24 protein-coding genes are annotated in these 26,325 nt (G+C 37.0%); 2 read left to right on the top strand and 22 right to left on the bottom strand.

Features of this window, described 5'->3' with window-relative positions:
* Positions 1-8 precede the first annotated feature (8 nt).
* From KXJ69_RS03280 to ileS, 3 genes are read right to left on the bottom strand one after another with little or no spacing between them, the layout of a single operon-like run.
* Positions 9-683, bottom strand: a complete 675-nt coding sequence (locus KXJ69_RS03280) for a DUF4097 family beta strand repeat-containing protein (protein WP_219051229.1) — start codon at positions 681-683, stop codon at positions 9-11.
* Between the two features lie 12 nt (positions 684-695).
* Entirely contained in the window at positions 696-1,079 is a 384-nt protein-coding gene (locus KXJ69_RS03275; protein WP_219051227.1) for a TraR/DksA family transcriptional regulator, read from the bottom strand.
* A gap of 4 nt (positions 1,080-1,083) precedes the next feature.
* A complete protein-coding gene (ileS, locus tag KXJ69_RS03270) occupies positions 1,084-4,485 on the bottom strand; it encodes an isoleucine--tRNA ligase (protein ID WP_219051224.1) in 3,402 nt (1,133 codons plus the stop codon).
* A 290-nt stretch (positions 4,486-4,775) separates the two neighbouring features.
* On the opposite strand from ileS, the gene KXJ69_RS03265 reads away from it, so the two are divergent.
* Complete coding sequence (locus tag KXJ69_RS03265; protein WP_219051223.1) at positions 4,776-5,159, top strand: hypothetical protein; 384 nt, start codon at positions 4,776-4,778, stop codon at positions 5,157-5,159.
* A gap of 133 nt (positions 5,160-5,292) precedes the next feature.
* On the opposite strand, the gene KXJ69_RS03260 is transcribed toward KXJ69_RS03265, so the two are convergent.
* The 4 genes from KXJ69_RS03260 to KXJ69_RS03245 all read right to left on the bottom strand — a co-directional run bounded on the left by KXJ69_RS03260 (position 5,293) and on the right by KXJ69_RS03245 (position 11,744).
* Positions 5,293-7,179, bottom strand: coding sequence for an OmpA family protein (locus KXJ69_RS03260; RefSeq protein ID WP_219051220.1), 1,887 nt, complete (start codon positions 7,177-7,179; stop codon positions 5,293-5,295).
* Positions 7,180-7,201: 22 nt separating this feature from the next.
* Entirely contained in the window at positions 7,202-8,116 is a 915-nt protein-coding gene (locus tag KXJ69_RS03255; protein WP_219051218.1) for a PorP/SprF family type IX secretion system membrane protein, read from the bottom strand.
* A 36-nt stretch (positions 8,117-8,152) separates the two neighbouring features.
* Positions 8,153-10,663 carry a T9SS type B sorting domain-containing protein gene (locus KXJ69_RS03250; protein WP_219051216.1) on the bottom strand — a complete coding sequence of 837 codons (2,511 nt, stop codon included), beginning with the start codon at positions 10,661-10,663 and terminating at the stop codon, positions 8,153-8,155.
* A 100-nt stretch (positions 10,664-10,763) separates the two neighbouring features.
* Positions 10,764-11,744 carry an endonuclease/exonuclease/phosphatase family protein gene (locus tag KXJ69_RS03245; RefSeq protein WP_219051214.1) on the bottom strand — a complete coding sequence of 327 codons (981 nt, stop codon included), beginning with the start codon at positions 11,742-11,744 and terminating at the stop codon, positions 10,764-10,766.
* Positions 11,745-11,818: 74 nt separating this feature from the next.
* On the opposite strand from KXJ69_RS03245, the gene hflX reads away from it, so the two are divergent.
* Positions 11,819-13,033: a GTPase HflX gene (hflX, locus tag KXJ69_RS03240; protein WP_219051212.1), complete on the top strand. Its 1,215-nt coding sequence runs from the start codon at positions 11,819-11,821 to the stop codon at positions 13,031-13,033.
* A 54-nt stretch (positions 13,034-13,087) separates the two neighbouring features.
* On the opposite strand, the gene KXJ69_RS03235 is transcribed toward hflX, so the two are convergent.
* From KXJ69_RS03235 to KXJ69_RS03165, 15 genes are all read right to left on the bottom strand, one after another.
* Entirely contained in the window at positions 13,088-14,011 is a 924-nt protein-coding gene (locus tag KXJ69_RS03235; RefSeq protein WP_219051210.1) for a DUF3078 domain-containing protein, read from the bottom strand.
* 114 nt (positions 14,012-14,125) lie between these two features.
* A complete protein-coding gene (locus tag KXJ69_RS03230; RefSeq protein WP_308701024.1) occupies positions 14,126-14,683 on the bottom strand; it encodes a DUF2480 family protein in 558 nt (185 codons plus the stop codon).
* Positions 14,629-14,955, bottom strand: coding sequence for a DUF59 domain-containing protein (locus KXJ69_RS03225; RefSeq protein ID WP_219051208.1), 327 nt, complete (start codon positions 14,953-14,955; stop codon positions 14,629-14,631). Before KXJ69_RS03225 ends, KXJ69_RS03230 begins: the two co-directional genes overlap by 55 nt.
* A gap of 2 nt (positions 14,956-14,957) precedes the next feature.
* Positions 14,958-15,383 (bottom strand): SufE family protein, encoded by a 426-nt coding sequence (locus tag KXJ69_RS03220; RefSeq protein ID WP_219051206.1) that lies wholly within the window; start codon positions 15,381-15,383, stop codon positions 14,958-14,960.
* A complete protein-coding gene (locus KXJ69_RS03215) occupies positions 15,384-15,815 on the bottom strand; it encodes an META domain-containing protein (protein ID WP_219051204.1) in 432 nt (143 codons plus the stop codon).
* Between the two features lie 64 nt (positions 15,816-15,879).
* Positions 15,880-17,097: an aminotransferase class V-fold PLP-dependent enzyme gene (locus KXJ69_RS03210; protein ID WP_373422832.1), complete on the bottom strand. Its 1,218-nt coding sequence runs from the start codon at positions 17,095-17,097 to the stop codon at positions 15,880-15,882.
* Positions 17,098-17,119: 22 nt separating this feature from the next.
* Positions 17,120-18,433, bottom strand: coding sequence for a Fe-S cluster assembly protein SufD (sufD, locus tag KXJ69_RS03205; RefSeq protein WP_219051202.1), 1,314 nt, complete (start codon positions 18,431-18,433; stop codon positions 17,120-17,122).
* Between the two features lie 3 nt (positions 18,434-18,436).
* Positions 18,437-19,189: a Fe-S cluster assembly ATPase SufC gene (gene sufC, locus KXJ69_RS03200; RefSeq protein WP_219051200.1), complete on the bottom strand. Its 753-nt coding sequence runs from the start codon at positions 19,187-19,189 to the stop codon at positions 18,437-18,439.
* A 2-nt stretch (positions 19,190-19,191) separates the two neighbouring features.
* A complete protein-coding gene (locus tag KXJ69_RS03195; protein WP_219051196.1) occupies positions 19,192-19,620 on the bottom strand; it encodes a hypothetical protein in 429 nt (142 codons plus the stop codon).
* Between the two features lie 12 nt (positions 19,621-19,632).
* A complete protein-coding gene (gene sufB, locus KXJ69_RS03190) occupies positions 19,633-21,081 on the bottom strand; it encodes a Fe-S cluster assembly protein SufB (RefSeq protein ID WP_219051194.1) in 1,449 nt (482 codons plus the stop codon).
* Between the two features lie 18 nt (positions 21,082-21,099).
* Complete coding sequence (locus KXJ69_RS03185; protein ID WP_219051192.1) at positions 21,100-21,429, bottom strand: HesB/IscA family protein; 330 nt, start codon at positions 21,427-21,429, stop codon at positions 21,100-21,102.
* 127 nt (positions 21,430-21,556) lie between these two features.
* Complete coding sequence (locus KXJ69_RS03180; protein ID WP_219051190.1) at positions 21,557-22,618, bottom strand: cytochrome-c peroxidase; 1,062 nt, start codon at positions 22,616-22,618, stop codon at positions 21,557-21,559.
* Between the two features lie 16 nt (positions 22,619-22,634).
* Positions 22,635-23,417: an MbnP family protein gene (locus KXJ69_RS03175; RefSeq protein WP_219051188.1), complete on the bottom strand. Its 783-nt coding sequence runs from the start codon at positions 23,415-23,417 to the stop codon at positions 22,635-22,637.
* A gap of 22 nt (positions 23,418-23,439) precedes the next feature.
* Positions 23,440-24,867: a hypothetical protein gene (locus KXJ69_RS03170; RefSeq protein ID WP_219051186.1), complete on the bottom strand. Its 1,428-nt coding sequence runs from the start codon at positions 24,865-24,867 to the stop codon at positions 23,440-23,442.
* Positions 24,868-24,878: 11 nt separating this feature from the next.
* On the bottom strand, positions 24,879-26,285 hold the full coding sequence (locus KXJ69_RS03165) for a choice-of-anchor B family protein (RefSeq protein ID WP_219051184.1): 1,407 nt from the start codon (positions 26,283-26,285) through the stop codon (positions 24,879-24,881).
* Between the last annotated feature and the right edge of the window lie 40 nt (positions 26,286-26,325).

Below are 26,325 nucleotides of genomic sequence, written 5' to 3'. Positions count from 1 at the left end.
GTAAGTATTTATTCTCGAGTTTTTAATAAGCTTATATTCCCGTTAACACTTTCGGCTTTAATTAGGTATTTCCCTTTGCTTACTAATTCATTTTTAATAATCCCATATTTTGAAATGGCCTTCCCTTCAATCCAAGGTTGTGCATTAACAGTAATATCACCATCCCTTGTGTTTAATCTAGCATTTCCAACGAAATCTTTTAAAAAACAGTGGCCATCTCTTAAGTTAACATCCAATTTTTGTAGGCTTCCTTGTATTTCTAAGGAGGCTATTTTTGCAGTAATAGCTACTTCCATAGATTCGGGAATGGTCAAAATCATTTCAATTGAAATGACTTTATGTGCAGCTAGTTTATCGTTTTTGGGTTTAAAATAGGGTCTGTACGTAGTCTTTAACGTAAGGGTTTTTCCTTTTTCTGAAGCGCCAATATTTAAATTCTCATAGTTCTCTCCTTCAATTTGAGAAATAAGCTTTATTTCTGAAGTTTGCTCCGTTACTATTTTAATCTTAAAAACATCATCGCTATTAATCTCAAGTTTGTCAAAGGCATTGGCATCCCAAGTCTTTTCAATCACTTTTTGGGAATACCCATGAACAACGAATCCTAAGTTTAGTAATAGAAAAAAACCCCACGTTAAAACGATGGGGTTTATATTCTTATTATGTATGCCGTTTTTATTCAAAAGAGGGCGTTGTTATTTTTGCATATTCTTAGCTTCAATGCTTAAGGTAGCGTGTGGCACTAATTTTAATCGCTCTGGATTAATTAATTTTCCTGTCACACGGCAAATTCCGTAGGTTTTATTTTCAATACGGATAAGGGCATTTTTTAAATCCCGAATAAATTTTTCTTGTCTAATGGCTAATTGCGATGAGGTTTCTTTGCTCATTACTTCGCTTCCTTCGTCAAATGCTTTAAACGTTGGGGAAGTATCGTCTGTTCCATTATTACTATCATTTTTATAGGCACTTTCAATAAGCGCTAATTGCTCTTTTGCTTTGGCAATTTTTTCTACAATTAGGGATTTAAACTCTTCAAGTTCCTTATCGCTATAGCGTGTTTTTAAATCTTCAGCCATCGTTTTAGTGTTTTTTAATGCGTAACCTAGTTTCTATTCCATCAAAAGCAATTTCTGTTCCATCTCCCACTGCTTGTTGAAATTCTAAAACTTCGGTTAACGTTTCTTGTTTAATATACTCAATATTTTGCTCAATTGCGGTTTTTAATACTGCTTCTTCTTGTAGGGTTACATCTACTCGGTCTGTTACTTCAAAACCAGAGTCTTTTCTAAGGTTCTGGATTCTATTTACCAACTCTCTAGCAATCCCTTCATTTTTAAGCTCCTGCGATATGGTTACGTCTAGCGCAACAGTTACGCCATCGGCATTTGCCACCAACCAACCTTCAATATCTTGAGAACTTATGATTACGTCATCGAGGGTCAATGTACTATTTTTTCCGTTATGAAAAACTGATATTTCCCCATCTTTTTCTAAGGTTGCAATTTCTTTTTGGTCAAATCCATTAATAACCTGTGCAATCCCTTTCATTTCCTGACCAAAACGAGGCCCCAACTTTTTAAAATCGGGCTTTATTTGCTTTACTAAAATACCAGAATCTTCATTTATTAACTCAATTTCCTTTACGTTTACTTCGTGTTTAATTAAGTCTGAAACTGCTAATATTTCTTCTCTTTCCGAAGCATCCAACACAGGAATCATAATTTTTTGAAGCGGCTGACGCACTTTAATCTTCTCGCGTTGTCGTAACGATAAAACCAACGAAGATATTGTTTGTGCCTTCTGCATTTTACGCTCCAAGACTTTGTCTATGTAAGACGCATTTGTCTTTGGAAAGTTACTTAGATGTACAGACTCTTTACCTCCTTGGACCGTTCCAGCCGTTAAATCTTTGTACAAGCGGTCCATAAAGAAAGGTGCTACAGGCGCTCCTAATTGAGCTACAGTCACCAAACAGGTGTATAAGGTTTGATAAGCCGATATTTTATCTTCGGCGTAGCTACCTTTCCAGTAACGTCTTCTGCTTAAACGTACAAACCAGTTACTTAGGTTTTCCTGAACAAATTCTGAAATAGCTCTGGTGGCCTTGGTAGGCTCATAGTCTGCATAGGCATCATCCACTTTCTGAATTAAGGTATTCAATTCGGAAAGGATCCAGCGGTCAATTTCAGGACGTTTTTCTAAAGGAATGTCTGCCTCGGAATAACTGAAGTTATCCAAATTGGCATACAAACTGAAGAAACTATAGGTATTGTAAAGCGTTCCGAAGAACTTGTTACGCACTTCGCCAATGCCGTCAATATCAAATTTTAAGTTGTCCCAAGGGTTAGCATTGCTTATCATATACCAACGCGTTGCATCCGGACCGTATTGATCTAAAACATCGAAAGGGTCCACCGCATTGCCTAAACGCTTGGACATTTTCTGTCCGTTTTTGTCGAGTACCAATCCATTGGACACTACATTTTTATAGGCCACATCATCAAAAATCATGGTGGCGATTGCGTGCAGGGTATAAAACCAGCCACGGGTTTGGTCTACGCCTTCTGCGATGAAATCGGCTTTACGCCACGTATCTTCTACCTTTTCCTTATTTTCAAAAGGGTAGTGCCATTGTGCATAGGGCATACTGCCACTGTCGAACCACACATCTATCAAATCAGCTTCGCGTTTCATCGGTTTTCCACTTGGGGAAACTAACACAATGTCATCTACAATGTTTTTATGAAGGTCCACCGAAGCATAGTTTTCATCTGAAAAATCACCTACAGTAAATCCTTCAAAGATATCTTTCGACATGAATCCTGCCTGAACAGCTTTTTGCATTTCGGCTTTCAATTCTTCTATCGAGCCAATACAGATTTCTTCTTTTCCGTCTTCGGTGCGCCAAAGGGGTAATGGAATTCCCCAATAGCGGGAACGTGACAAGTTCCAATCGTTGGCGTTGGCCAACCAATTTCCAAAACGTCCTTCACCCGTAGCTTTAGGCTTCCAGTTGATGGTTTCGTTAAGCTCAAACATTCTATCGCGGAACGAAGTTACTTTAATGAACCACGAATCCAGCGGATAGTATAAAATAGGTTTATCGGTACGCCAGCAGTTTGGGTAACTGTGCACGTACTTTTCTACCTTAAAGGCTTTGTTTTCTTCTTTTAAACGGATGGCAATCTCCACATCCACACTGCGCTCTGGGGCTTCGCCATCGTTATAATATTCATTCTTTACGTACTTGCCTGCCAACTCTCCCATTTCTGGACGGAAACGTCCTTGTAAATCGACAAGCGGCACTAAGTTGCTGTTTTCGTCTTTTACCAACATGGGCGGCACCTCTGGGGTAGCTTCTTTGGCTACTTTGGCATCGTCGGCTCCAAAGGTAGGGGCGGTGTGTACGATACCCGTACCGTCTTCGGTGGTTACGAAATCTCCTGCAATCACGCGGAAGGCATTTTCAGGGTTTTCAAAAGGCAGAGTGTAGGGTAAGAGTTGTTCGTAATGGATGTCTACGAGGTCGGCTCCTTTACATTCTGAAAGTACCCAATACGGTATCTTTTTATCTTCTTTTGAATAGTTTTCTAAATCCGCTTCGCTTTCGGCAGCTTCGTATTTTCCTGTAAATTGTTTTCCCACCAAGTTCTTTGCTAAAATTACTTGGATAGGCTCAAAGGTGTATTGGTTAAATGTCTTTACCAGTACATAGTCAATCTTAGGACCCACCGTTAAGGCGGTATTACTTGGAAGCGTCCAAGGGGTGGTGGTCCAGGCTAAAAAATGAATCTCTCCAAAGGCTTTTAATGCTTCGGGGAGGGTTTCGGTTTTGGCTTTAAACTGTGCTACTACTGTGGTGTCTGTGACATCTTGGTAGGTGCCTGGCTGATTGAGCTCGTGAGAGCTTAAGCCTGTTCCTGCTTTGGGAGAATATGGCTGAATGGTATAGCCTTTGTATAGTAAGTCTTTGTTGTAAATCTGCTTTAGAAGCCACCACACACTTTCCATATACTTGGGATCGTAGGTAATGTATGGGTCGTCCATATCTACCCAATAGCCATAACTTTCGGTGACTTTGTTCCACACATCGGTGTAGCGCATCACGGCTTTACGGCAGGCAGCGTTGTATTCTTCCACCGAAATTTTAACCCCAATATCTTCTTTGGTGATACCGAGTTCTTTTTCAACCCCTAGTTCTATGGGCAATCCGTGGGTGTCCCATCCTGCTTTTCGGTCTACTTTAAAGCCTTTTTGGGTTTTGTAACGGCAAAAGATATCTTTTATGGCGCGTGCCATGACGTGGTGAATTCCCGGCAATCCGTTGGCGGATGGTGGGCCTTCAAAAAAGACAAAAGGCTGCGCTCCTTCGCGAATGGAAATACTCTTTTCGAAAATGTTTTCTTTTTTCCAAAAATCGAGTACTTCCTCGCCTAGTTGAGGGAGGTTTAATCCTTTGTATTCCTTGAATTTATTCGCCATAAAGCATTTTCATTTATTGAGGTTGCGAAAATACTAAATTTTGAAGAAATAGTACAAGGTAAATAGCGATAGTAAATCATAAATAATTTGTTTAATTAAGAATTGAATTTAAAAAGGCTCTATTAAGGAAAACCTTTCTTAAATCAACCATTTTTATTATTAATAATTAATCTACTTGTAAAACCACAAGAATGATGCATAGTAATTGCAAAAAGGGAATTTAGTATCTTTGAAAGAAGGTTTCCAGACATCCCTGAGAATAGGCAGGATTTAACAAGGGACTAACATAAATGGACATAGTTGGAATTCTATTTTTAAGCAGTTTCTTGTTGCCATTAGTACTTTTACTTTTTGCGAGAGAGTTTATTACTCAGCAAAAATATTTTGTTTTAATAACCAGCATCCTAACTATAATTGCGGTCCTCGGAATTGTATTTGCTATTTTGGATTATAACAGAAACAATTTCGCACTTTGCTTGATTAATCCAATTTTAGCATACTTAATTTTCAGAGTATGTCTTAAAATATTTATTAAGAGATTTGGTAGAGTTCCGGTGGATACTGCGATGGATTGGCGAAGTGGATTATTTTGGGATAGGTTATTTAACATTGTGTATTTTATGGTAGGGATTTTACTTCCCTTTATGTTGATTTTGTTGATAGTTGCTTCATAAGAACATTAACGTGAGTTAACAACCATATATAACTCATAAATTCCTTTATAAAACCCTGGAAAAATTCTTACGTAAAACAAAAACCCTCACTTTTTACGGTAAGGGTTTTTTATGGTTAGTTAGTGCGCTGTTATTAGCGTTCAATAATAATAAATTCGGATCTACGGTTCTTTTGGTGGTCTGCATCGCTACAGTTAGTGCCACAGGCCACTACGGGTTTGTCTTCTCCAAAGCCTTGTCCGCTTATGCGTGAGGCGTCAATTCCTTGCGAGATGACATATTGTACGGTGCTTTGGGCACGTTTTTCGGAGAGTTCGCGGTTGTAATCATCTTTCCCACGGTTATCGGTATGGGCTTCTACCTTAATTTTCATATTAGGGTATTTTTTCATGATTTCTACCAACTTATCTAGCTCAAAGGCCGCCTTGGGCTTAATGTTCCATTTGTTATAATCGAATAGAATAGGGTTAAGCACTACTTTATCGTCTACAATAATCATTTCGATAGGACGTAAGGCAATAGTTTTGGAAAGTTTTCCTTTGCCTTGTGCTCCTACACTTACAGAATTAGGTTCGAAACCTGTCATAAACGCTTGTACTACGTGGTCTTGATTACAAGCGGCAAGGATGTTTCCTTTTCCGTTTTCGGCGGTTGTTTTGGTGCTTAGTTTGTTTTCTTGACCATCGTATAAATCGAGTCTAGCACCAAAAATAGGTTCTTTGGTGTATTCGTTAATTACCAAGATGTCCATATCTACATCGCAAGGTGGCTCAACGGCTTTTACCATATAGATATCATCGCTTCCTTTTCCGCCTTTTCTGTTAGAAGATAAATAGCCAGTTTTGGTTTCACTATTCCAGATAAAAGCAAAGTCATCGTCCTCGGTATTGGCACCTTTTCCTAGGTTAACAGGATTTTCGAATCGTGCTCCATTGGCTTCGGCATAGAAAATATCGAGTCCGCCAAGACCTTGATGGCCATCGCTAGAGAAGTATAGATTGCCTACGCTGTCTAGGTAAGGGAAGTTTTCTTTTCCTTCGGTATTGATGTTGTCTGGAAGCCTTTCGGGCTTGCTAAAATTACCATTGGCATCTATATTTACTCTGTAAATGTCTGAGCCTCCTTTGCCGCCTGGCATATCGCTTACAAAATACAACCAATTGCCATTAGGGTTTAAGGCGGGATGCCCTGTAGAGTACTCGCTGCTATTAAAAGGTACTTCGAATACACCTTTCCAGCCACCGTCTACCCACTCGCTGTAATACAAGTTAATCTGGTTAATGCCTTCGTCGTCTTTATCGTATTTTCCGTTAAAATAGTCGTTACGGTCGAAGTAGATGCGTTTTCCATCGGGGGTGATGGCTACATTTCCTTCGTGGTATTTGGTGTTTACATCGCCTTCTAGCAGGGTTGCATTTTTTACGGTGTTGCCCACATGTTCGGCTTTATAGATGTCTAAGAACGGTTGTTCGTTCCATTGGTATTTTTTACGCGTGGTATTTCTTGCTGAAGAAAAGTAGAAATCTTTGCCTACGGTAATCCCTCCAAATTCGGAATATTCGGTATTGATATCTTCTAGATTCTTAGCTTCAAAACGCGCAAAATCTTCCATGATTTGTGGCACGTAATTAGGGTTCTTCATAAACTCCACGGCACGGGAGTCGGTTGGCGCTAATTCGGCAAAGGTTTTCATGGCTTCGTTATAATCGCTGTACTTGCCATTTGCCTTAAGCGATTGCGCATAGTTGTAAACGGTTTCTGGATTTACCTTTTTTCCTTTTACAACACGCTTGTAATAGGTTTCGGCTTTTTTGGTATCGTTAATAAAGTAGTAACTATTGGCCAATTGTTCAAAAACGTAGCGATCTGCTTTCCCTTTTTTCAGCAGTTTTTGATACGCCTCTGCGGCATCCACATACGCCATTCTATGGTAGAGTTGATCTGCCTTTTTAGTGTCTTTATTTTGTGCTACTGTAAAGGTTACAGTGAAAATTAGAAAGAGTGTATATATTTTTTTCATGGGTATGAAATTATTTTAGGTATTAGAAGTATCTAGGGGAACGAAGTGATTTTTTCTTAAAGAATAGATCGAAGGTTAATATAACTTCGTGTGAAGCACTTGCAACAGCATCTAGTTCACTTATGACGTGGTCGTATGCATATCCAATTCTTAAATAATCTGTGGCTTGAAATCCAACAAGACCACTAAATGAATCTTCTAAGCGATACGAAACCCCTAGTTCAAATTTCTCGTAGAAAAGGGCATTGATGTTTCCGTCGAAAGAAAGGGGCGCATCAAAGGCCGATTTTACCATCACAGATGGTTTTAACTTCATATTTTCTGATACTTGGAATACATATCCTGCAGTAGCAAAATAATGATTGGTTTCGCTTCCGTATTTTAATCCGTTTTCATCTAAATGAACCGAATTTAAGAAGTTAGGTACCGAAAGTCCTACATAAAAATTATCTCCATAAAAGAAAGCCCCTGCACCCACATTAGGATAGGTATTGCTAATATCTTGAGAGAAAAAAGGATCGTTAGGGTCTTGTAATTCTAAATCTGCTAAACCCACATCGTGAAAGGTAGCTCCTGCTTTTAAACCTAAGGCTAATTTTAGATTTTCACCCACTTGAAGTGTATATGAAAAATCTACATAGGCATTGGTTTCTTTTACGGGTCCTAGTTCATCCTTTATCACAGAAAGTCCTAATCCCACTTCATCTGTTACAGGACTATGCCCAGAAAAGGTAATGGTTTCTGGTGCTCCGTCCAGACCAGACCATTGCTTTCTATACAATGCTGTTAGGGAAAGGGTTTCTTTGGAGCCTGCATAGGCAGGGTTTACCACATTCATATTGTACATATATTGGGTGTATTGTGGATCTTGTTGCGCTTGTGCAATTTCAACACACATAATACAAACTAAGAGTCCGAATAGTGCGAATTTTTTCATTATAATGAGTTGTTTATTTTGATTGTTAGCTTTTTATTATTTTACTTCTTTGTTGATATATACCCAGCCTGTTTTTAAGTCTCCATAGACAGGGTCTGGGGTAGCAAATTTCATAACATAGAAGTAAGTTCCTGTTGTTAATTCATTACCATCTTGGTCAATACCACAAAATTCATTTACATAGTTATCTTGTGAAAAAACACTCATGCCGTAACGATTAAATATTTCAACAGAGAAAGCTCCAGTGCGGTCACTTATAAATTCTAAATCGAGGCAATCGTTCATGCCATCTCCGTTAGGGGATAATCCTTGCGAAATAGTACATTTTCCAACATCGTATAACACCACACTTACATCGTCTGATCCCGAACAATCTCCCACTGAAATGGTTACAGAATAGATTTGTTCTCCTACTGTATTTGAAGGAACGGAGATTTCTAAAACACTATCAGTTGCACCCACAATAATATCTCCGTTAAGGTACCATTGGTAGGTAACATCGGTTTCGGAAGTATTTGCCGTTAAGGTTTGTATTTCGTCTGGACAGGTTTTAAAATCTTCGTTTATAGTAACAATTAAATCATCCCTTCCAGAAATAACAATGGAATCTGACCCTGTACATGCACCAATAGATACAATAACACTATAGGCTCCAGATTCTGAAACCACCAATGTAGGAAGAGTTTCACCTTCAATTACGGTTCCATTCAAGCTCCATTGGTAATTAGCTAATGTTGGGTCATAATTTGATGGTGATGCATCCAGAATAATTTCTTCATCAAAGCAAGTTTCAATATCATCGCCTAAGGATAATTCTATGTCATTACTTGGAGTGATTTCAATACTTTCTGAAACACTACATACTCCAATAGAGACAATTACATTATAATTACCAGGTTCTTCAGCAATTAAAGTAGCACTACTTTCCCCTGTTAATATTGTACCGTTAAAGCTCCATTGAAAGGAAGCAAGGGTTAAATCATAATTTGAAGGAGTAGCATCGAGGACGACTATTTCATTAAAACAAGTTGAAAAATCTGGACCTAATGATACATCAATATCATTTGCAGCAGCAACGGTAATTGAATCTTCGCCAATACACCCTTGATAATCGACAACTACACTATAGGTGCCTGTTGTAGTAATTAGTAAAGAATTTGATGTTTCTCCAGTGAGGACATTTCCGTCGAGGCTCCACTCAAAAGTTACATCTGAAATATTATAATTTGAAGGAGTAGCATCTAGAACTATATTATCTAAAATACAAGTTGAAATTGCAGTTCCTAAATCAAAATTAGGCACTTCGTTAAAGGTTACATCTACACTTTCAGTAACAGTACAGCCTCCAATGGTTACATCTACAGTATAGGTGTTTGATGTAGAAACTGTAATGGTTTGTGTAGTTTCGCCTGTACTCCATAAAAATGTAGCATCGTTAGGATCACCATCTATAATTTCTGCAGTAATATTGTAGTTGGGCGTATCACAAAATTCTTGGTTTTCTCCTAATTCAACACTAAAAGTTGCTTCAGCAGTAACCGCAACATCATCGGTTAATATTACGGTATCCCCATTACAATTTGTATAAGTAACTCTTGCTGTAAAAATTTCTGTTCCAACAGGGCATACTTCAACAGTAGGATTTGTACTAATCACAGTTCCATTGGCATCAAGCCATTCAAAAACATACGTTTCAACTCCAGCAGGAGTAAAACGCCATGCTTCATTATTGGCGGTCCAAGGGGAATCGGATGTGTTTCTTCCTGGCGGAACAAAAGCAATATTTCCATCATTATTTTGAATCCCTAAAGCCGCATTTCCACTATTCCAAGTGGTACAAACTGGCTTGTCTTGCATGTAAATTTCAATGACATTAGAAAATTCATAAAAAACAACCATTTGTGTAGCTAACATATTATTACAAGCACCAGAAAACATAGCAACTTCGTAATAAGATACCACTAATACTCTATTTGGGAAAGTTCCTAGGACTTCATATCCAATCTCATTGGTTGGGTTTATACTAGGATGTATATCGTGCACTGGTGTAAAAACATTAGCTTCCCCAAGGGTAGGATTGCTGTTATTGGGTAAATTTTCAGAAAAAGACCAACCATTTGTTGTGTCTCCTGGATCAACATCAAATCGCACTACCCCATTAGAACCTACTTGAAATTGGGTTTCAATATTTTCAAAAAAACAAAAATCATAGGGTAGTGTATCTACGGGAGACCAAGTATCATCGGTAGTAATATTAATAGAATTTGCCAATCCATTAAATGGAAAAGGGGGGTTATATGTAATCGATTCTACCGTATAATTAGAGCTAATAGTCTCAAAAGTTTCAAGAAAGTTTGCTGTAATATTAGCACATCCCGTACCAGTATTACAATCAACTGTAACATCTGGTCCAGCGTCTACAAAAAGAGAGCCGGGGCCTTGAGCAAAAGAATTGAAGCTTAAAAAAAATATAAAACAACTACCTAATATAAAAATTTTGTGAGCTGAAGAAATTGTTTTTAAACACAGAGGTAAAAGTGTATTCATTACAAATTAAGATTAGTTTTTATAAGGGTCTAAAATAACTAAAAAAGATATAAAACTTAACGATTAATTAACTTTTAGACGAAAATCAAAAAAACTACGATTAATCGTTGCTGCTTTTTCGCGCTATCATTGAAAAAACAGTATATACGGGGAAATGATCGCTAAATCCTCCTAAATATTTTTTTCCAAGAAAGGTCCTTAAGGGTAAGTGCTTAAATCGTTCCTTAGCTTCTTTTATTTCTCTTGGATTATAAATGTGAGCGCTTTTAAACTGAAATAAATTGGGCGCACCCTGTAAAAAATTATGAGAAATAATGATTTGGTCAAACAAATGCCAAGTTTCTCTATGGCTTAAACTCCCTTCATATTTAGAAAATAATACTTCCATGGGATTATATAAAAAATCTGAAGTTAGTTTCTTAATACTTTCGCTATGTGGATCGTCGTTAAAATCTCCCATAATGACTATTCTCGCATTCGAATTTACTTGGAGAACGGAGTTTATAATCTCCAAATTTTTGGAGGCAGCTGCCACCCGTTTATGAGAAGTTTCTTCTGTACCACTTCTTCGTGAAGGCCAATGATTTACTAAAATATGAATAGGGTGTTCTTCTATTTTTACCTCCACGTGCAAAATATCTCGGGTGTAATCTCTTTCACCCAACTCATTAGTTATGTATAGTGTGTGTGTTTCCTTTGACAGAATTTCAACATATTTTTTTCTGAAAAGTAAAGCGGTATCAATTCCGCGTTCATCGGGAGAATCAAAATGGACATAGCCATACTCTTTTTTCTTAAGGTGTTTGGATTGTATTAATGCATCTAACACAAAACTGTTTTCCACTTCGGCAACACCCAATAATACAGGTGGAAATCCAATTTTATCAATTCCTATTTTGGAAATTACTTTGCCAAGGTTTGAAATTTTTTTCCGAAAACGCTTGTCATTCCATTTTTTATAAGAATGTGCTGTAAAGTCATCATCCAGTGTTCGTGTATCGTTTTTTGTGTCGAATAAATTTTCTAAATTATAGAAGGCCATGTTGTAGTGGCATGTATTTTCGGAAGAATTATGACGCATTCTTTTTATTTTGAATGAAAAATACAAAAAACCCTACCAAACAGTTTGTACCTTTGCTATAATATTAAAAATTTATGCTAGAACACAAGGAAATTGAATATGAAAAGGTCGTCTTAGTAGGGCTTATTACGAAATTACAAGACGAAGAAAAAGCCCAAGAATATCTGGACGAATTAGCATTTTTGGCCTATACCGCCGGAGGTGAAGTTATTAAGCGATATACTCAAAAATTGGAAATGCCCAATCCCAAAACATTTATTGGGACGGGAAAGATTGAAGAAATAAGAATCTTTGTAGAAGAAAATGAGGTAAGTATAGTTATTTTCGACGACGAGCTTTCTCCTGCGCAGCAAAAGAATATCGAAAAAGTACTTCAGTGCAAAATAATCGATAGAACCAATCTAATTTTGGACATTTTCGCTCAAAGAGCACAAACTAGTTATGCGCGAACGCAAGTTGAATTAGCGCAATACGAATATTTACTGCCGCGTCTTGCAGGAATGTGGACTCACTTGGAGCGTCAAAAAGGGGGTATTGGAATGCGGGGTCCCGGAGAAACAGAAATTGAGACTGACCGTCGTATTGTTCGAGATAGAATTTCCCTTTTGAAGAAAAAGATGGAAAGTATCGATAAGCAAATGGCTGTTCAACGTGGAAATCGAGGTGCATTGGTGCGGGTTGCTTTAGTAGGATATACCAATGTGGGAAAGTCTACTTTAATGAATGTAATAAGCAAAAGCGATGTTTTTGCCGAAAATAAATTATTTGCTACCCTAGATACTACTGTGCGAAAAGTGGTGATTGGAAACCTCCCATTTTTATTGAGTGATACCGTTGGATTTATTAGAAAATTGCCCACACAATTGGTGGAATCATTTAAAAGCACACTGGATGAGGTTAGGGAAGCAGATTTGTTATTGCACGTGGTGGATATTTCGCATCATGCGTTTGAAGATCATATCGCCTCCGTTAATAACATTTTAGACGAAATTAAAAGTGCCGATAAGCCCACCTTAATGGTGTTTAATAAAATTGATGCCTATGAACCTGAAGAGATCGACTCAGATGATTTAGTAACTGAAAAAACAAAAGCCCATTACACACTTGAAGAATGGAAAGATACTTGGATGGCGAAAACCAATGGTGATGCGTTGTTTATTTCGGCATTAAATAAAGACAATCTAGAAGAATTTAGAAAAACGGTTTATGAAAAAGTACGAGAAATCCACATCACTCGTTTTCCCTATAACAATTTCTTGTATCCCGAATACTATCCAGAAGAAGGATAATAAAAAAGGCTGCTATTTGTTAGCAGCCTTTTTTTATTTAACAATATTATTTTCTTAGAAACCGTAAGTAACACCAATTCCTAAGGCTTCACGAATTTGGAATGCTTGTACCGCATTATCATCATAAATCGCTTGGAAAGCTACATTAGCAGTTATCCATTTGTTAATAGACATTACCAAATTTGCGGTATAATCGATATCAACATTTTGAGGATTATCAAGGTAGTTGCTGTATAGGTTTAAAATATTTTCAAAAGAAATATTATCCATTAGCTTAAACTTAGCATAAGCATTAATCGATGCTCCAAACTCAAAACGCATAGATTCGTTTGCTTCCACACCAAAATATCCACCTGCTTCGTTAAAGGCATCTATATCAACTTGATTGTTTCCAACATTAGTAAAGTCACCATTTACAAAAATGAGTTTTGCAGTAGCTGGTGAAATATTCACAAATAAATTGTCATTTTTCTTCCAAAGCATACCTGGACCGGTTTGAAGGTAAGCTGGCGAAAAAGCTTTTGTAGTTTCTGTTCTTATTTCGTCACCATTGGTGTCTTCACCATAAACATAACCAGAAGTCATTTGTGTTTTAAAATTCAAGAAATACGAATAGTACCAGTTACTTTCATTTATTTGTTTTCCTAGGATGGAATTTATTTCAAAACGGTCACTCGTTTTACGGGTAAACTCTTGGTCTTTTGTTTTGCTAATTCCGTAATCAACTAACAAACGGTTATCCCAGCTCCAGTCACCACTACGGTAGTTTGCAGTATAAGAAAGATTAAGGTTAGCCGCATAGTTTGATGTTCCTCCACCAGTCCATTCTGCGTTAAAAGCAGATTGGCTAAATAGTAATGACACATTACCTTCTTTGGTCCATCCATCTTTTGGACCTTCTTCTGTAGTTGCATCATCTTGAGCAAAAGAAAACTGAATAGTACCTAATAACAATACGGATAGGGCAATTTTTTTCATTGTTTAATTTTTATAAATTTTCCGCAAAAGTACTATTTCCTACAATTTTAGAATCCTAAATAAGAAAAAGAAAGAATGGTTTTCGATGAAAAATAACTTTTTACCTAACAAATACTACTTTTTGTATAAGGGAACCGAAGAACAAGCCTCCCCATACATCACACTTCTGGCAATAGGCTGAAGCTTTTGTGCCAACAAAACAAAGGCATTTTCAGGAATGGGTTTGTGTGCACAACCCTTAATAATAACGGGTTTGTCTTTAAATGAAGTAAGATCCATGCGCGCAATTATTTCTGAAAAAAGAAGGGTTTCTAAATCGTTTAAAGTCCCAACGATTACTTTTTTGGCGGTTCCCGCTAGTTGTAGCGAAACAAGCATATACGCCCATCCAGGGATAATAGCATCGGTGGTACAATGAAGTGCCACATAAGCATCTTTAAATTCTGAAAGAGGTAGGTTTTTTACATGGCTTCGGAATTCTTTTTCACGAAGGATAACTCCTTCAAATAACCAGGGGGATATATCGAGTTCGATTCTTTTCCCTTCAGGATAGAAATCTTCCAAATCAAAGGTGACTAAGGCACTATTGGCCACTCTATTTACAATATCTCCTTCCATTAAAGCATTCCCAATTCTAGTTTGGCTTCTTCGCTCATTAAATCTTGGCTCCAAGGTGGATCGAAAGTAATTTCAACCTCAGCGTCTTTCACCAATTTGATACTTTTTACTTTTTCTTCAACCTCTAGCGGTAAAGATTCGGCTACAGGGCAATTGGGTGTAGTAAGCGTCATCAAAATTTTTACTTCGCTGTCTTCATTTACAAACACATCGTAAATTAAACCTAGTTCGTAAATGTCCACAGGGATTTCCGGGTCAAAAATGGTTTTAAGCACTTTTACTATTTTTTCACCTAATTCGGTTGTATCAATTTCTGTTGTACTCATGGTTATTTTTTTTGCTGGGCTTGAAAGGCCACCGCGTATAATTTCATTTGTTTAATCATAGACACCAATCCGTTAGCACGAGTAGGGGAAAGGTGTTCTTTTAATCCAATTTCATCGATAAAGGAAGTATCTGCGTTTATTATAGTTTCTGGCAATTGATTTGAAAAAACCCGAACCAATACCGCAATAATTCCTTTGGTAATAATTGCATCACTGTCTGCCGTAAATACTACTTTGCCGTCTGTCATTTCCGCGTGAAGCCACACTTTACTCTGGCATCCCTTTATGAGCCTCTCCTCGGTTTTTAAAGAAGCATCAATTAACGGTAATGATTTTCCAAGTTCAATGAGGTGTTCATATTTGTCCATCCAGTCATCGAAGAGTGAAAACTCATCAATTAATTCTTCTTGTATGGTTGTTATTGTCATTTAATCTTCAGTTACTTCCTTATTTGCCTTGAGCAGTACTGTTCTGTCGTTTTTTGAGTATAATGTTAACACTCGGTTTTGGATGTCATAGGACCCTGTATTGTTGAGAGCGTTTAGAAATGCATTTTCTACATCCATAATAGGTTGATCGCACGCCATTTCGGTGGAGCCAATGTCACTAAATGAAAGAGCATATAAATCTAAAGCATAGCTTCCAAAAAAGGAGTTACAACCCGTATTACCTCGTATGGTTTTGTCCAAGGCATAAAAACGAATATTTGGAGCTTTTTCAGTAATCGTATTTCCGTTAATTTCGGTAACATTGTAGTTTCCTGAAAGTTGCACATTTCCAGCAGTGTCTATCACTCTTTTAGTTTCGTCACAACTCATTACAAAAATTGTCGTCAATAAAATTAAGAGTATATTTTTCATATCGATGATGGTTTCATTTGTTCTAAGATACTATATTTCTCTACGTCAAACTTTTAAAAATCTGTTAACTAAGCATCATTTTTGCTCTTTTTACAGCTTCAACAAGTTTATCCACTTCTTCTTTGGTATTATAAAACGAAAAGGATGCACGAACCGTTCCAGGAATTTTATAATAATCCATAATAGGTTGTGCACAATGGTGCCCTGTCCTAACCGCAATGCCTAATTTATCTACAATAGTACCCACATCGTAAGGGTGTATTCCATCTAAATTGAAAGAAATAACCGAGGTTTTATTTTTTGAAGTACCATAAATTTTTAAGCCTTCAATTTTCAATAGCTCTAAGGTTGCGTAGCTTAAAAGCCCATCTTCGTAAGCAGTAATTTCTTTAAAACCAATTTCATTTAAGTAATCAATGGCTGCTCCAAAGGCAATTCCACCAGCAATATTGGGTGTACCCGCTTCAAATTTATGGGGTAGCCCGGCATAGGTGGTTTTTTCGAAAGTCACTTCTTTAATCATTTCGCCACCACCTTGGTAGGGAGGTAATTTTTCAAGCCATTCTTTTTTTCCATAGAGCATTCCAACACCTGTTGGACCACACATTTTATGCGCAGAGGTCACATAGAAATCTACATCCAGTGCGTTTAAATTGGGTTTTATATGAGCACAGGACTGTGCACCATCTATTAACACGGCTGCCCCAACTTTATGAGCTTTAATGATAATTTCCTCAATGGGGTTGATTGTCCCCAAGGCATTGGATACGTGATTTACAAAAACGAGTTTCGTGCTTTCTGAAAGTAATTTTTCAAAATCCTCCATGACCAATTCGCCCGTTTCATTCATAGGGATTACCTTCAAAGTGGCACCTGTTCTTTCGCACAACATTTGCCACGGAACAATATTAGAGTGATGTTCCATGGCCGAAACGAGTACTTCATCTCCTTTTTTCAGGAAAGACGAAAATCCGTTTGCCACTAGATTAATGGCGTGAGTAGTTCCAGAAGTGAATATTACTTCTTCGGGATGTGTTATGCCAAAGTGATTCTGAATTTTTTTTCGCGCAACCTCATACGCATCGGTAGCTTCTTGTGATAGTGTGTGTACCCCACGATGAATGTTTGCATTATAATTTGAATAATAATCTACCATGCAGTCAATAACTGCTTGTGGTTTTTGTGAAGTAGCCGCATTGTCCAAGTATACCAAAGAATGTCCATTTACTTTGCGTTTAAGTATAGGAAAATCTTCGCGTATTTTTTGGACATCGAAACTCACACAACTAATTTTTAGGTGTTTTTTATAAATTGAATCCTAAATTCACACCAATTTTATTGGCAATGAGCTTATTGATTCGCTTTTTTAGTTCGGGGATTTTAACGCTTTCCAAAACATTGTTTGCAAAAGCATACATTAACAAGGCACGAGCTTCTTTTTCGCCAATACCTCGAGAACGAAGGTAGAACATAGCCTCATCGTCTAATTGGCCAATCGTACAACCGTGAGAACATCTCACATCATCGGCAAATATTTCTAATTGAGGTTTTGAGTTAATGGTAGCTTTATCGCTTATGAGAATGTTGTTGTTTTGCTGAAAAGCATCCAATTTTTGAGCATCTTTTTCAACTAGGATTTTTCCATTAAAAACCCCTGTGGAATTATCATCAAAAATTCCCTTATAATCTTGGTGACTTTCGCAATTAGGAGCAATATGGTGCACCAATGTATTGTGGTCTACGTGCTGTTTTTGTTCTAGAATAGTTACTCCTTTTAAAATAGAGTTACAGTGCTCTCCATATTGATAAAAGTTGAGGTTGTTTCTAATTAGCTTTCCCCCAAAAGAAAATGTATGAACACTACAAACACTGTCACGTTCTTGCTTTATATAGGTGTTATCTATTAACGAAGCCGAAGGCAAGTCGTTTTGTATTTTATAATAATCTACAAACGCTCTTTTTTCGGTGAAAATTTCAGTAACCGAATTTGTTAATACAGCATTTTCTGAAAGACTTTGATGACGCTCAATAATTTGAATATGGGCATTTTCGCCAACAATAATTAAGTTACGTGGCTGAAGCATTAACGCTGTTTCGGAACCTGTGTAAAAGTTAATTATTTCGACAGGTTTTTGAACTTCTTTATGTTTCGGGATATATATATAGGCTCCTTCTTTGGCAAATGCAGTATTTAATGAAGTAAGACTATCTTCTTTGGCAACTTTGTTAAAATAAGTTTCTATTACAGGCTTGTACTTGTCTTTGCTTAATGCCGCAGATAATAGGCAAATATCCATCCCATCATGTGTTGTTGACGACAAAAATGAACTGTAAACACCATCGACAAATACAATTTTAAAAGTGTCGATTTCGTGTAAAAAATATTTTCTCACCTCTTTAAACTCAATAGTTGTTTCCTTTTTAGGAAAAATACTATAGTCTTCTTTTAAAAGAGCGTTCAGGGATGTGTATTTCCAAGCCTCCTCTTTTTTTGATGGAAAGCCATGACTTTCAAACGTTTTAATGGCTTTATTTCGAAGATCGTGGATAGGCGAATCGTCTTCCAAATAATCTTCAAAAGCTAGGTAGGAGGAGAGTATTTTTTCTTTTAAACTCATTTGTTATGCTTTCACTTCTTCTTTAATCCAATCGTATCCTTTTTCTTCTAATTGATAAGCCAATTCTTTGCTTCCAGACTTTACAATTTTTCCGTCCATTAATACGTGAACATAATCGGGTACGATATAGTCTAGTAGGCGTTGGTAATGTGTAATAACAATTACTGCATTATCAGCATTTCTCAACTTGTTAACTCCGTTAGCAACAATTTTAAGTGCATCGATATCAAGACCAGAATCGGTTTCGTCAAGGATGGCCAATTTCGGCTCCATCATAGCGAGTTGGAATATCTCATTTCGCTTCTTTTCTCCTCCAGAGAATCCCTCATTTAACGAACGTGATAAAAACTTACGGTCAATTTCCAGTAAATCTGCTTTTTCCTTAATTTTTTTAAGCATTTCGGCAGCTGGCATATCTTCTTGCCCTTTGGCTTTTCGGGTTTCGTTAATGGCTGTTTTAATAAAATTGGTCACCGAAACACCTGGAATTTCAACAGGATATTGAAAAGAGAGAAACACTCCTTTATGAGCTCTTTCTTCTGGGTCTAATTCTTTAATATCTTCTCCTTCGAGTTCGATACCACCTTTGGTTACTTCAAATTCATCTTTTCCAGCAATTACTGAGGCTAATGTACTTTTCCCAGAACCATTAGGTCCCATAATAGCATGTACTTCCCCTGGATTAACCGTAAGGTTAATTCCCTTTAAAATATCTTTATCTTCTACACTTGCGTGTAAGTTTTTAATTTTCAGCATAATTAGCTTTTCTTTTCTTCAATTTTAATATCTATTTCTGCTGGCGCATCGCTTACAGAAACTATTTCTTTTATTGTAATAATTTGTTCCCAAACCTTTTCTCCTCTTTCATAGGCAGGATTCACTTCAACTACTCCTTTTACAACTACAGGAACCATGTCGTATTCTTCTTTCTTTATTGGGGCAATTTTATCTCCTAATTCTTTTGCCATATCATCCATGGTCACAGCGTAGATAAAATGAGTGCCTTTTAAAACAGCACCATCATTAGAATAAAAATATTCTCCGGCGTAGGATGGAAGTGTGTTTTGCATGAGTTTTGTTGAATTACTCTCATTATTTTCTATTGCTTCAGAATTTTTTTCAGAATTTTTACAAGAAACCATGCTTATTGAAAGCAAAACGGTCATTGTAAGTAGTACTTTTTTCATTGTATTTAATTTTTATCCTACGGAACCTTCTAAACTAATTTCTAATAATTTTTGTGCTTCCACGGCAAATTCCATGGGTAGCTTATTTAAAACTTCTTTACTAAATCCATTTACAATAAGAGCAATGGCTTTCTCGGTATCTATACCTCTTTGATTGCAATAAAATATTTGGTCTTCCCCAATTTTACTGGTAGTAGCTTCGTGTTCTACCTTCGCCGATTTATTGTTAGCTTCAATGTAAGGAAAGGTATGCGCCCCACAATTATTACCCATTAATAATGAATCACATTGAGAGAAATTACGAGCATTGTCTGCACGTGGACTTATTTTTACTAAGCCACGATAACTGTTTTGTGATTTACCAGCCGAAATTCCTTTTGAAATAATTGTACTTCGGGTATTTTTTCCTAAGTGAATCATTTTCGTTCCCGTATCCGCTTGCTGATAGTTATTGGTCACTGCAATAGAATAGAATTCCCCAATCGAATTATCACCTTTAAGCACACAGCTTGGATATTTCCAAGTAACTGCACTTCCGGTTTCTACCTGTGTCCAAGATATTTTTGCATTCTTTTCGCAAATGCCCCTTTTGGTTACAAAATTGAATACTCCTCCCTTTCCATCTTTTCCTCCAGGATACCAGTTTTGAACCGTGGAATATTTTATTTCAGCATCGTCAAGAGCAATTAATTCTACCACCGCTGCGTGTAATTGGTTTTCATCACGACTTGGGGCAGTACAGCCTTCCAAATAGCTTACATAGCTCCCTTCGTCTGCAATAACAAGGGTGCGTTCAAATTGTCCTGTACCTGCTTGGTTAATTCGGAAATAGGTGGAAAGTTCCATAGGGCAACGCACTCCTTTTGGGATATAACAAAAAGAACCATCACTAAAAACAGCACTATTTAACGCTGCATAAAAATTGTCTTTTTGTGGAACCACACTACCAATATATTTTTTTACTAGTTCTGGATGTTTTTGAATGGCTTCAGAAATGGAACAAAAGATAATTCCCTTTTCAGATAAAGTTTTTTTAAAGGTGGTTGCAACAGAAACTGAATCCATCACAATATCAACGGCAACCCCAGTTAGTTTTTTTTGCTCGTCAAGAGAAATACCTAATTTGTTGAAGGTTTCCAGTAATTCTGGGTCTACATCTTCAAGACTTTCATATTTTTTCTTTGACCCAGGAGCAGAGTAATATGAGATATTTTGAAAGTTGGGCTTTTCGTAGGTTACATTGGCCCACTCTGGCTCTATCATTTCTTTCCAAGCTTTAAAGGCTTCTAATCGCCATTCGGTCATCCATTCGGGTTCTTCTTTTTTAAGTGAGATAGCCCGAACGATATCTTCATTTAAACCCACAGGAAATGTATCCGATTCTATATCGGTATAAAAGCCGTACTCATATTCCTTTGTTTCCAGCTCTTTTTTTAAATCGTCTTCAGTGAATTTTCCCATATTCTTTTTCAATACATTTTAAAGTGAAAAGCTTTCTCCGCACCCACACGTTCTATTGGCATTAGGGTTATTAAAAACAAACCCCTTTCCATTAAGACCCCCACTATATTCAAGGGTAGTCCCAACCAAGTATAAAAAGCTTTTTTTGTTTACCACAATTTTAATCAGGTTGTCCTCAAATAGTTTGTCCTCTGGAGATTGATCTTTATCGAAAGTTAATTCGTAGGACAATCCAGAACATCCACCACTTTTAACACCTACGCGCACATAATCCTTTTCGGGATTATAGCCCTCTTCACTCATTAATTGAGCAATTTTGGTTTTTGCAGTATCACTTACCTTAATCATTTATATAGACTTGTTCTAAATTAAGTATGCAAATATACTGCAATTGGTTTGTTTAACCATAGAGGAGCTATATATTAAATACTATAACACTATAGATTTAGGTAATAATTAACAAAAAGAATTATTGTTAATTCTGAAAATCGGGATTGTTTATAAAGCTTGGGTCCGAAAGGGATAAAAGAAAGGCTTTTAGATCTGCTTTGTCCTCTTCAGAGAGATGTACACCACCTTCGCCAACGGCTTTCATAAGAGGGTCTATTGTTTCAGAATAGACCAGGCCTTCACTATAATGATTAATAACTTCATCCAGTGTTTCAAAGCGACCGTCGTGCATATAGGGTGCTGTAAAGGCCAAATTTCTTAAGGAGGGGGTTTTAAACTTACCGTCATCCCTTGGGTCACCAGTTACATTACTCAACCCTTTGTCTATAAAGAATTCGTCAAGCCCATTATTATGAAATATATTATCTGTCCAGAGCGGGTTTAAAGGATTTCCATGGCAGTGAAAACAATCTCCTCTTGATTCATCTAAAAACACATTAAGTCCATTTGCTTCGGAAGGAGATAATTCTATTTCTCCTCTTTGAAACTGATCGAATCGAGAGTTTCCAGAAATAAGGGTTCTCATAAATTGCGCAATGGCTTTAGAAACCATTGTAGAATCAATGGTTGTTGTTCCAAAGGCATCATCAAATAATACAGGATATTCTGTCGAATTTTGAAGCGAAGCAACGGCATTGGGCCAAGTATTAGCCATTTCAATTGGATTAGTGACTGGTTCAAAAATTTGATTCTCCAAGGAACCAGCTCGACCATCCCAAAAGAACTTTCCGTTGTAATTCCATGCTAAATTTTGAAGTGGCATGGAGTTTCTATTTCCCGCTTCGCCCGTAATTCCAATACTAAATTGCCTGGCATCACTAAACCCATTTTGGGGACTATGGCAGTCTGCACAAGACTGGGTGTTATTTGCCGATAAAATAGGGTCGAAAAATAATTTCTTGCCTAATGCAACTCCTTCTACAGACATAGGGTTATCTTCAGGAATGATAGGGGGTAGAATATTTTCTTCAAAAAAAGAAGGTATCTCCAAATTTAAAGGAGTAGCTGTGTACGCCCCACCACCATCATCTTTATTACAAGAAATTAGTGTGAAAAGGAGTAGGAATAAAGCTAGCCCGTATTTCATTTAGATAAATTTAAATTTACTGAGTTACATTTCCTAAACTAAATACACCATTTGCACCATTACCACTCATCATGATTTGGGCATTATAATTTGGCATTAACATGGTGTATAATTGTGTTAAATCCCAAGTATTTGGGTTTTTGAACCATTCTGCAACGTTCATTTTAACTTCAATATTGGTAGTGTTTCCTATGGTAACTTGTCCAAGATTCACCTCAAATGAAGTATCTGTTAATGTTGAAATGATTCCTTGATCGTCTAAATCAACAGCTCTAATGGTGTGATATTGATAATTGGTTTCATCAGGGCTCGATGCGTCTATATATTTACCCTCCATTCTCATATAATGATATCCACCACCAAGGATTACTGGCACGTTCCATCCACCATCAGCCGAGTTTAAATCTTGATAATTTTGATCATTATCTTCATCATCAAATCCAAAGGTAAATGACACAGAATAGGTTCCTTCTGGGATTTCAATTTGTGGAGTAAAGGTTAAATTGCTTCCTTCTCTCACATTGACTAAGGTATAGTCCCCGGCATCAAAAACCTCTCCACTGGCATTTGTAAAAGTTACATCAGAAATAAGGTATACTAACTTTGAAAGACTAAGGGTTTCACCATGAGCATTGGTATATTGGATCACATCAAAATCTGCATTTTCAATGGCATCACCATCCCAGTTGTGAGTAAAATTAACATCTACTGTTACATTTTCAATAGGAGCATTTCCATCGTCATCATTACAACTTACAAAGGCAACAGCCATCATAAGTATTAGTGCAATTTTTTTCATAGTTTATTTATCAATTAATATTTTATCTAATTTTTACAATCAATAAGTCTTTAATTCCTTTATTTATAGGGATATCCCCATCATTACTTTCGGTATTTCCAACAACGATTAATTTTCCATTTGATTGTATGGCATCCTCTGCAAAGTCAAGGGCACTACCACCAATAGCCTTTTCGAATAGAAGGGTTCCAGATGCATCAATTACAAATACCCAAGCATCATTTTCCCCATTGTTTGCCGAAACATCGTTACTTTGACTTCTGGTGGCACCTGAGATAAGATAATTTCCGTCTGATATTGGTAGGATACTTTTAGCAGAATCAAATTGACTACCACCAAAATTTTTCTCCATTAATAATTGACCTGTAGGTGAAATTTTTATGAGCCAAACGTCTGCATTTCCATAATTATTAGAAACATCTTGATCTATGCTTCGTGAATCTCCCACAATAAAGTAATTTCCATCTGGAGTGGGGGTTATTGCATAGGCCACATCAATTTCAATTCCGCCATAAGTCTTTGTCCATTCTTTAGTTCCAGCACTATTCACTTTGACCACCCAAAAATCATAACTTCCGTGATTCAGTTCAATATCTGAGTTTTCTTCTGGAATACTTTCAGAAGAACCAATTAATAAAAATCCATTGTCTGGGGTTTGTAATGCGTCGTAACTTCTGTCATTATTGTACCCTCCAAAATACCGAGTCCAAATAAATTCTCCGTCTGAATCCATTTTAATAGCCCAGAATTCACCCACTCCGTGAGCGTTTCCAGCGCCTTGACGATCATTATTTCCTTCGCCACCACTTGCTGAAACATCGAAGAATCCAGTTGCAAAATAGCCACCTTCATTGGTTTCAAACACATCGAATGCTTGATCACTTCCCGAATACCCAAAATTTTGACACCACATTTCATTACCATTTCCGTCAATTTTTAGCAGCCAATAATCGTGAAATCCTGCATTGGGTTGTGTGCCACATTGATCGTTAGGACTTCGGCTATACCCAGATAGAACATAACCTCCGTCACTTGTTTTTGTGATGCTTGAAGCTACCTCGTCTTCTGTTCCTCCATAGACTTTGTTCCACATAATGGAACCATCTGCTGATGATATTTTTAACACCCAATAATCACTATCACTAGTGGGTTTTGATGCTAATTCACCATCTGTACTTCGAGTACTTCCAGCAACAACGTAGTTTCCATCATCGGCTTCCACAATCGCAACGGCCTGATCAATGTCACTTCCACCGTAGGTTTTTATCCAATCAATTTCTCCTAAAAATGGACCTGGAGTATTATCGTCTGTTGTTCCGGTATCGTCATCTGTAGTGGTAGTATCATCTACAGGTGTGTTTTCATCTTTTTTGGAACAACTTACAAAGAATAGCCCACCACATATCAATAGGACAATGGGAATAAATCTTCTTTTCTTTTTAAATAGCATTTTTTTAAGACTTAGTTCACAACTAATCTTAGGGTAGTATTTTTATTAATGGTTACTAAATACATCCCTGTTTTTAGCGTTGAAATATTAATAGTTTGGGTTACATTTTGAGGCACAACTTTATCCATTACTTTTTGCCCTAAAACACTATATATTTCTATACTTTGAATAGGAGCAACTTTTGATGTAATTGTGATATTCTCTGTGGCAGGATTAGGGGCCATAGAAAAATTAAAATTTTCATTATCATTAATTCCAAGGTTCGATTCCTTTACTAAAGTAAATCCTCCTTCTCCACTAATCACAATATTTCCACTAACAAAAAATGGATATACATTCCATGAACCACGGTAATTAGCATTATTGTTGGCAGGATAGGTATCGAAATATCCAATTTCATTCATATTTTGATTTGCAATGTCTGAAATATTAATCACTCTCATTCCTCCACTATAGCTTGCCAAGTAAAAAGTATTACCCACTACATAACCGTTGTGGTCTGTAGAAGCAATATTTGAAAAGTAATCGAAATGAAAAGATGGATTGTCTAGATCCGAAACATCAAATACTATAGTTCTGGTGTTAAACCCGAAGTCTTGCTCGTCTATTTCGTCTCCAACAAGAAGGTAATTACGATCTTCGGTTAACCAACCTTGGTGAGTATATGATGTATTCCCGTAGGTAATGGTTGAAATTAACTGAGGATTCAATTTATCTGTAACATCTACAATCACAACTTCATTTGCATTACTACCAAAAAATATTTCTTTTCCTGTATAATCACTGTCAGGGCCATCATATATAATTATTTGGGCGTCGTGAGTATACCCACTTCCATCGTAATCCCCTATCATAAAAGGAGACAAAGGATTTTGAATATTAATGAATAAAGGGCCACCATTAGCCTCATCGGTTCCAACTACATAAGCATAGCCACTATCCTCGTTTATAGCAATATTGTGTGCGCTTCCAAAAACTCCTAAATGAGCATCTTCTGTAAATGTCTCTGGTGGACTAGCAACATTTCTTAATCGAGTTAAATCGAACACTTGTAATCCATGTCCGTTAGCTTCACTTACAATAAAGGCATGGTTATTATAAACTTTAATATCTCTCCAGATACTAGGATTTGTATGTGTAGGAAGCTTTCCTAAATAAATAGGGTTGATTGGGTCTGAGATATTTATAAAAGCGGTACCGTTGTCCAATCCAACAAGTGCATATTCTGTGCCGTCATCTGGATCTGTCCAACCCCAAGAATCATTCCCATCTGAAGCACCCATTTCAGCTAAAACAAACTTGGATTGAAGGTCATATCCTTCACAAGGAAAACCATTTGCTGTACCACCAGAACAAGGTGTTTGAGCAAAGAATGGAGAGGTAATTAATAAGCCTAAAAGAAATGTAATTTTTTTCATAGTTCGAGTATTTATAGCTAGAACGAATTAAAAGGGCGGT

This window comes from Halomarinibacterium sedimenti (assembly GCF_019312585.1).
Classification (GTDB): domain Bacteria; phylum Bacteroidota; class Bacteroidia; order Flavobacteriales; family Flavobacteriaceae; genus Halomarinibacterium; species Halomarinibacterium sedimenti.
The sequence above is the reverse complement of the archived record's forward strand: the minus strand, read 5'-3'. Positions and strand labels throughout refer to the sequence as shown.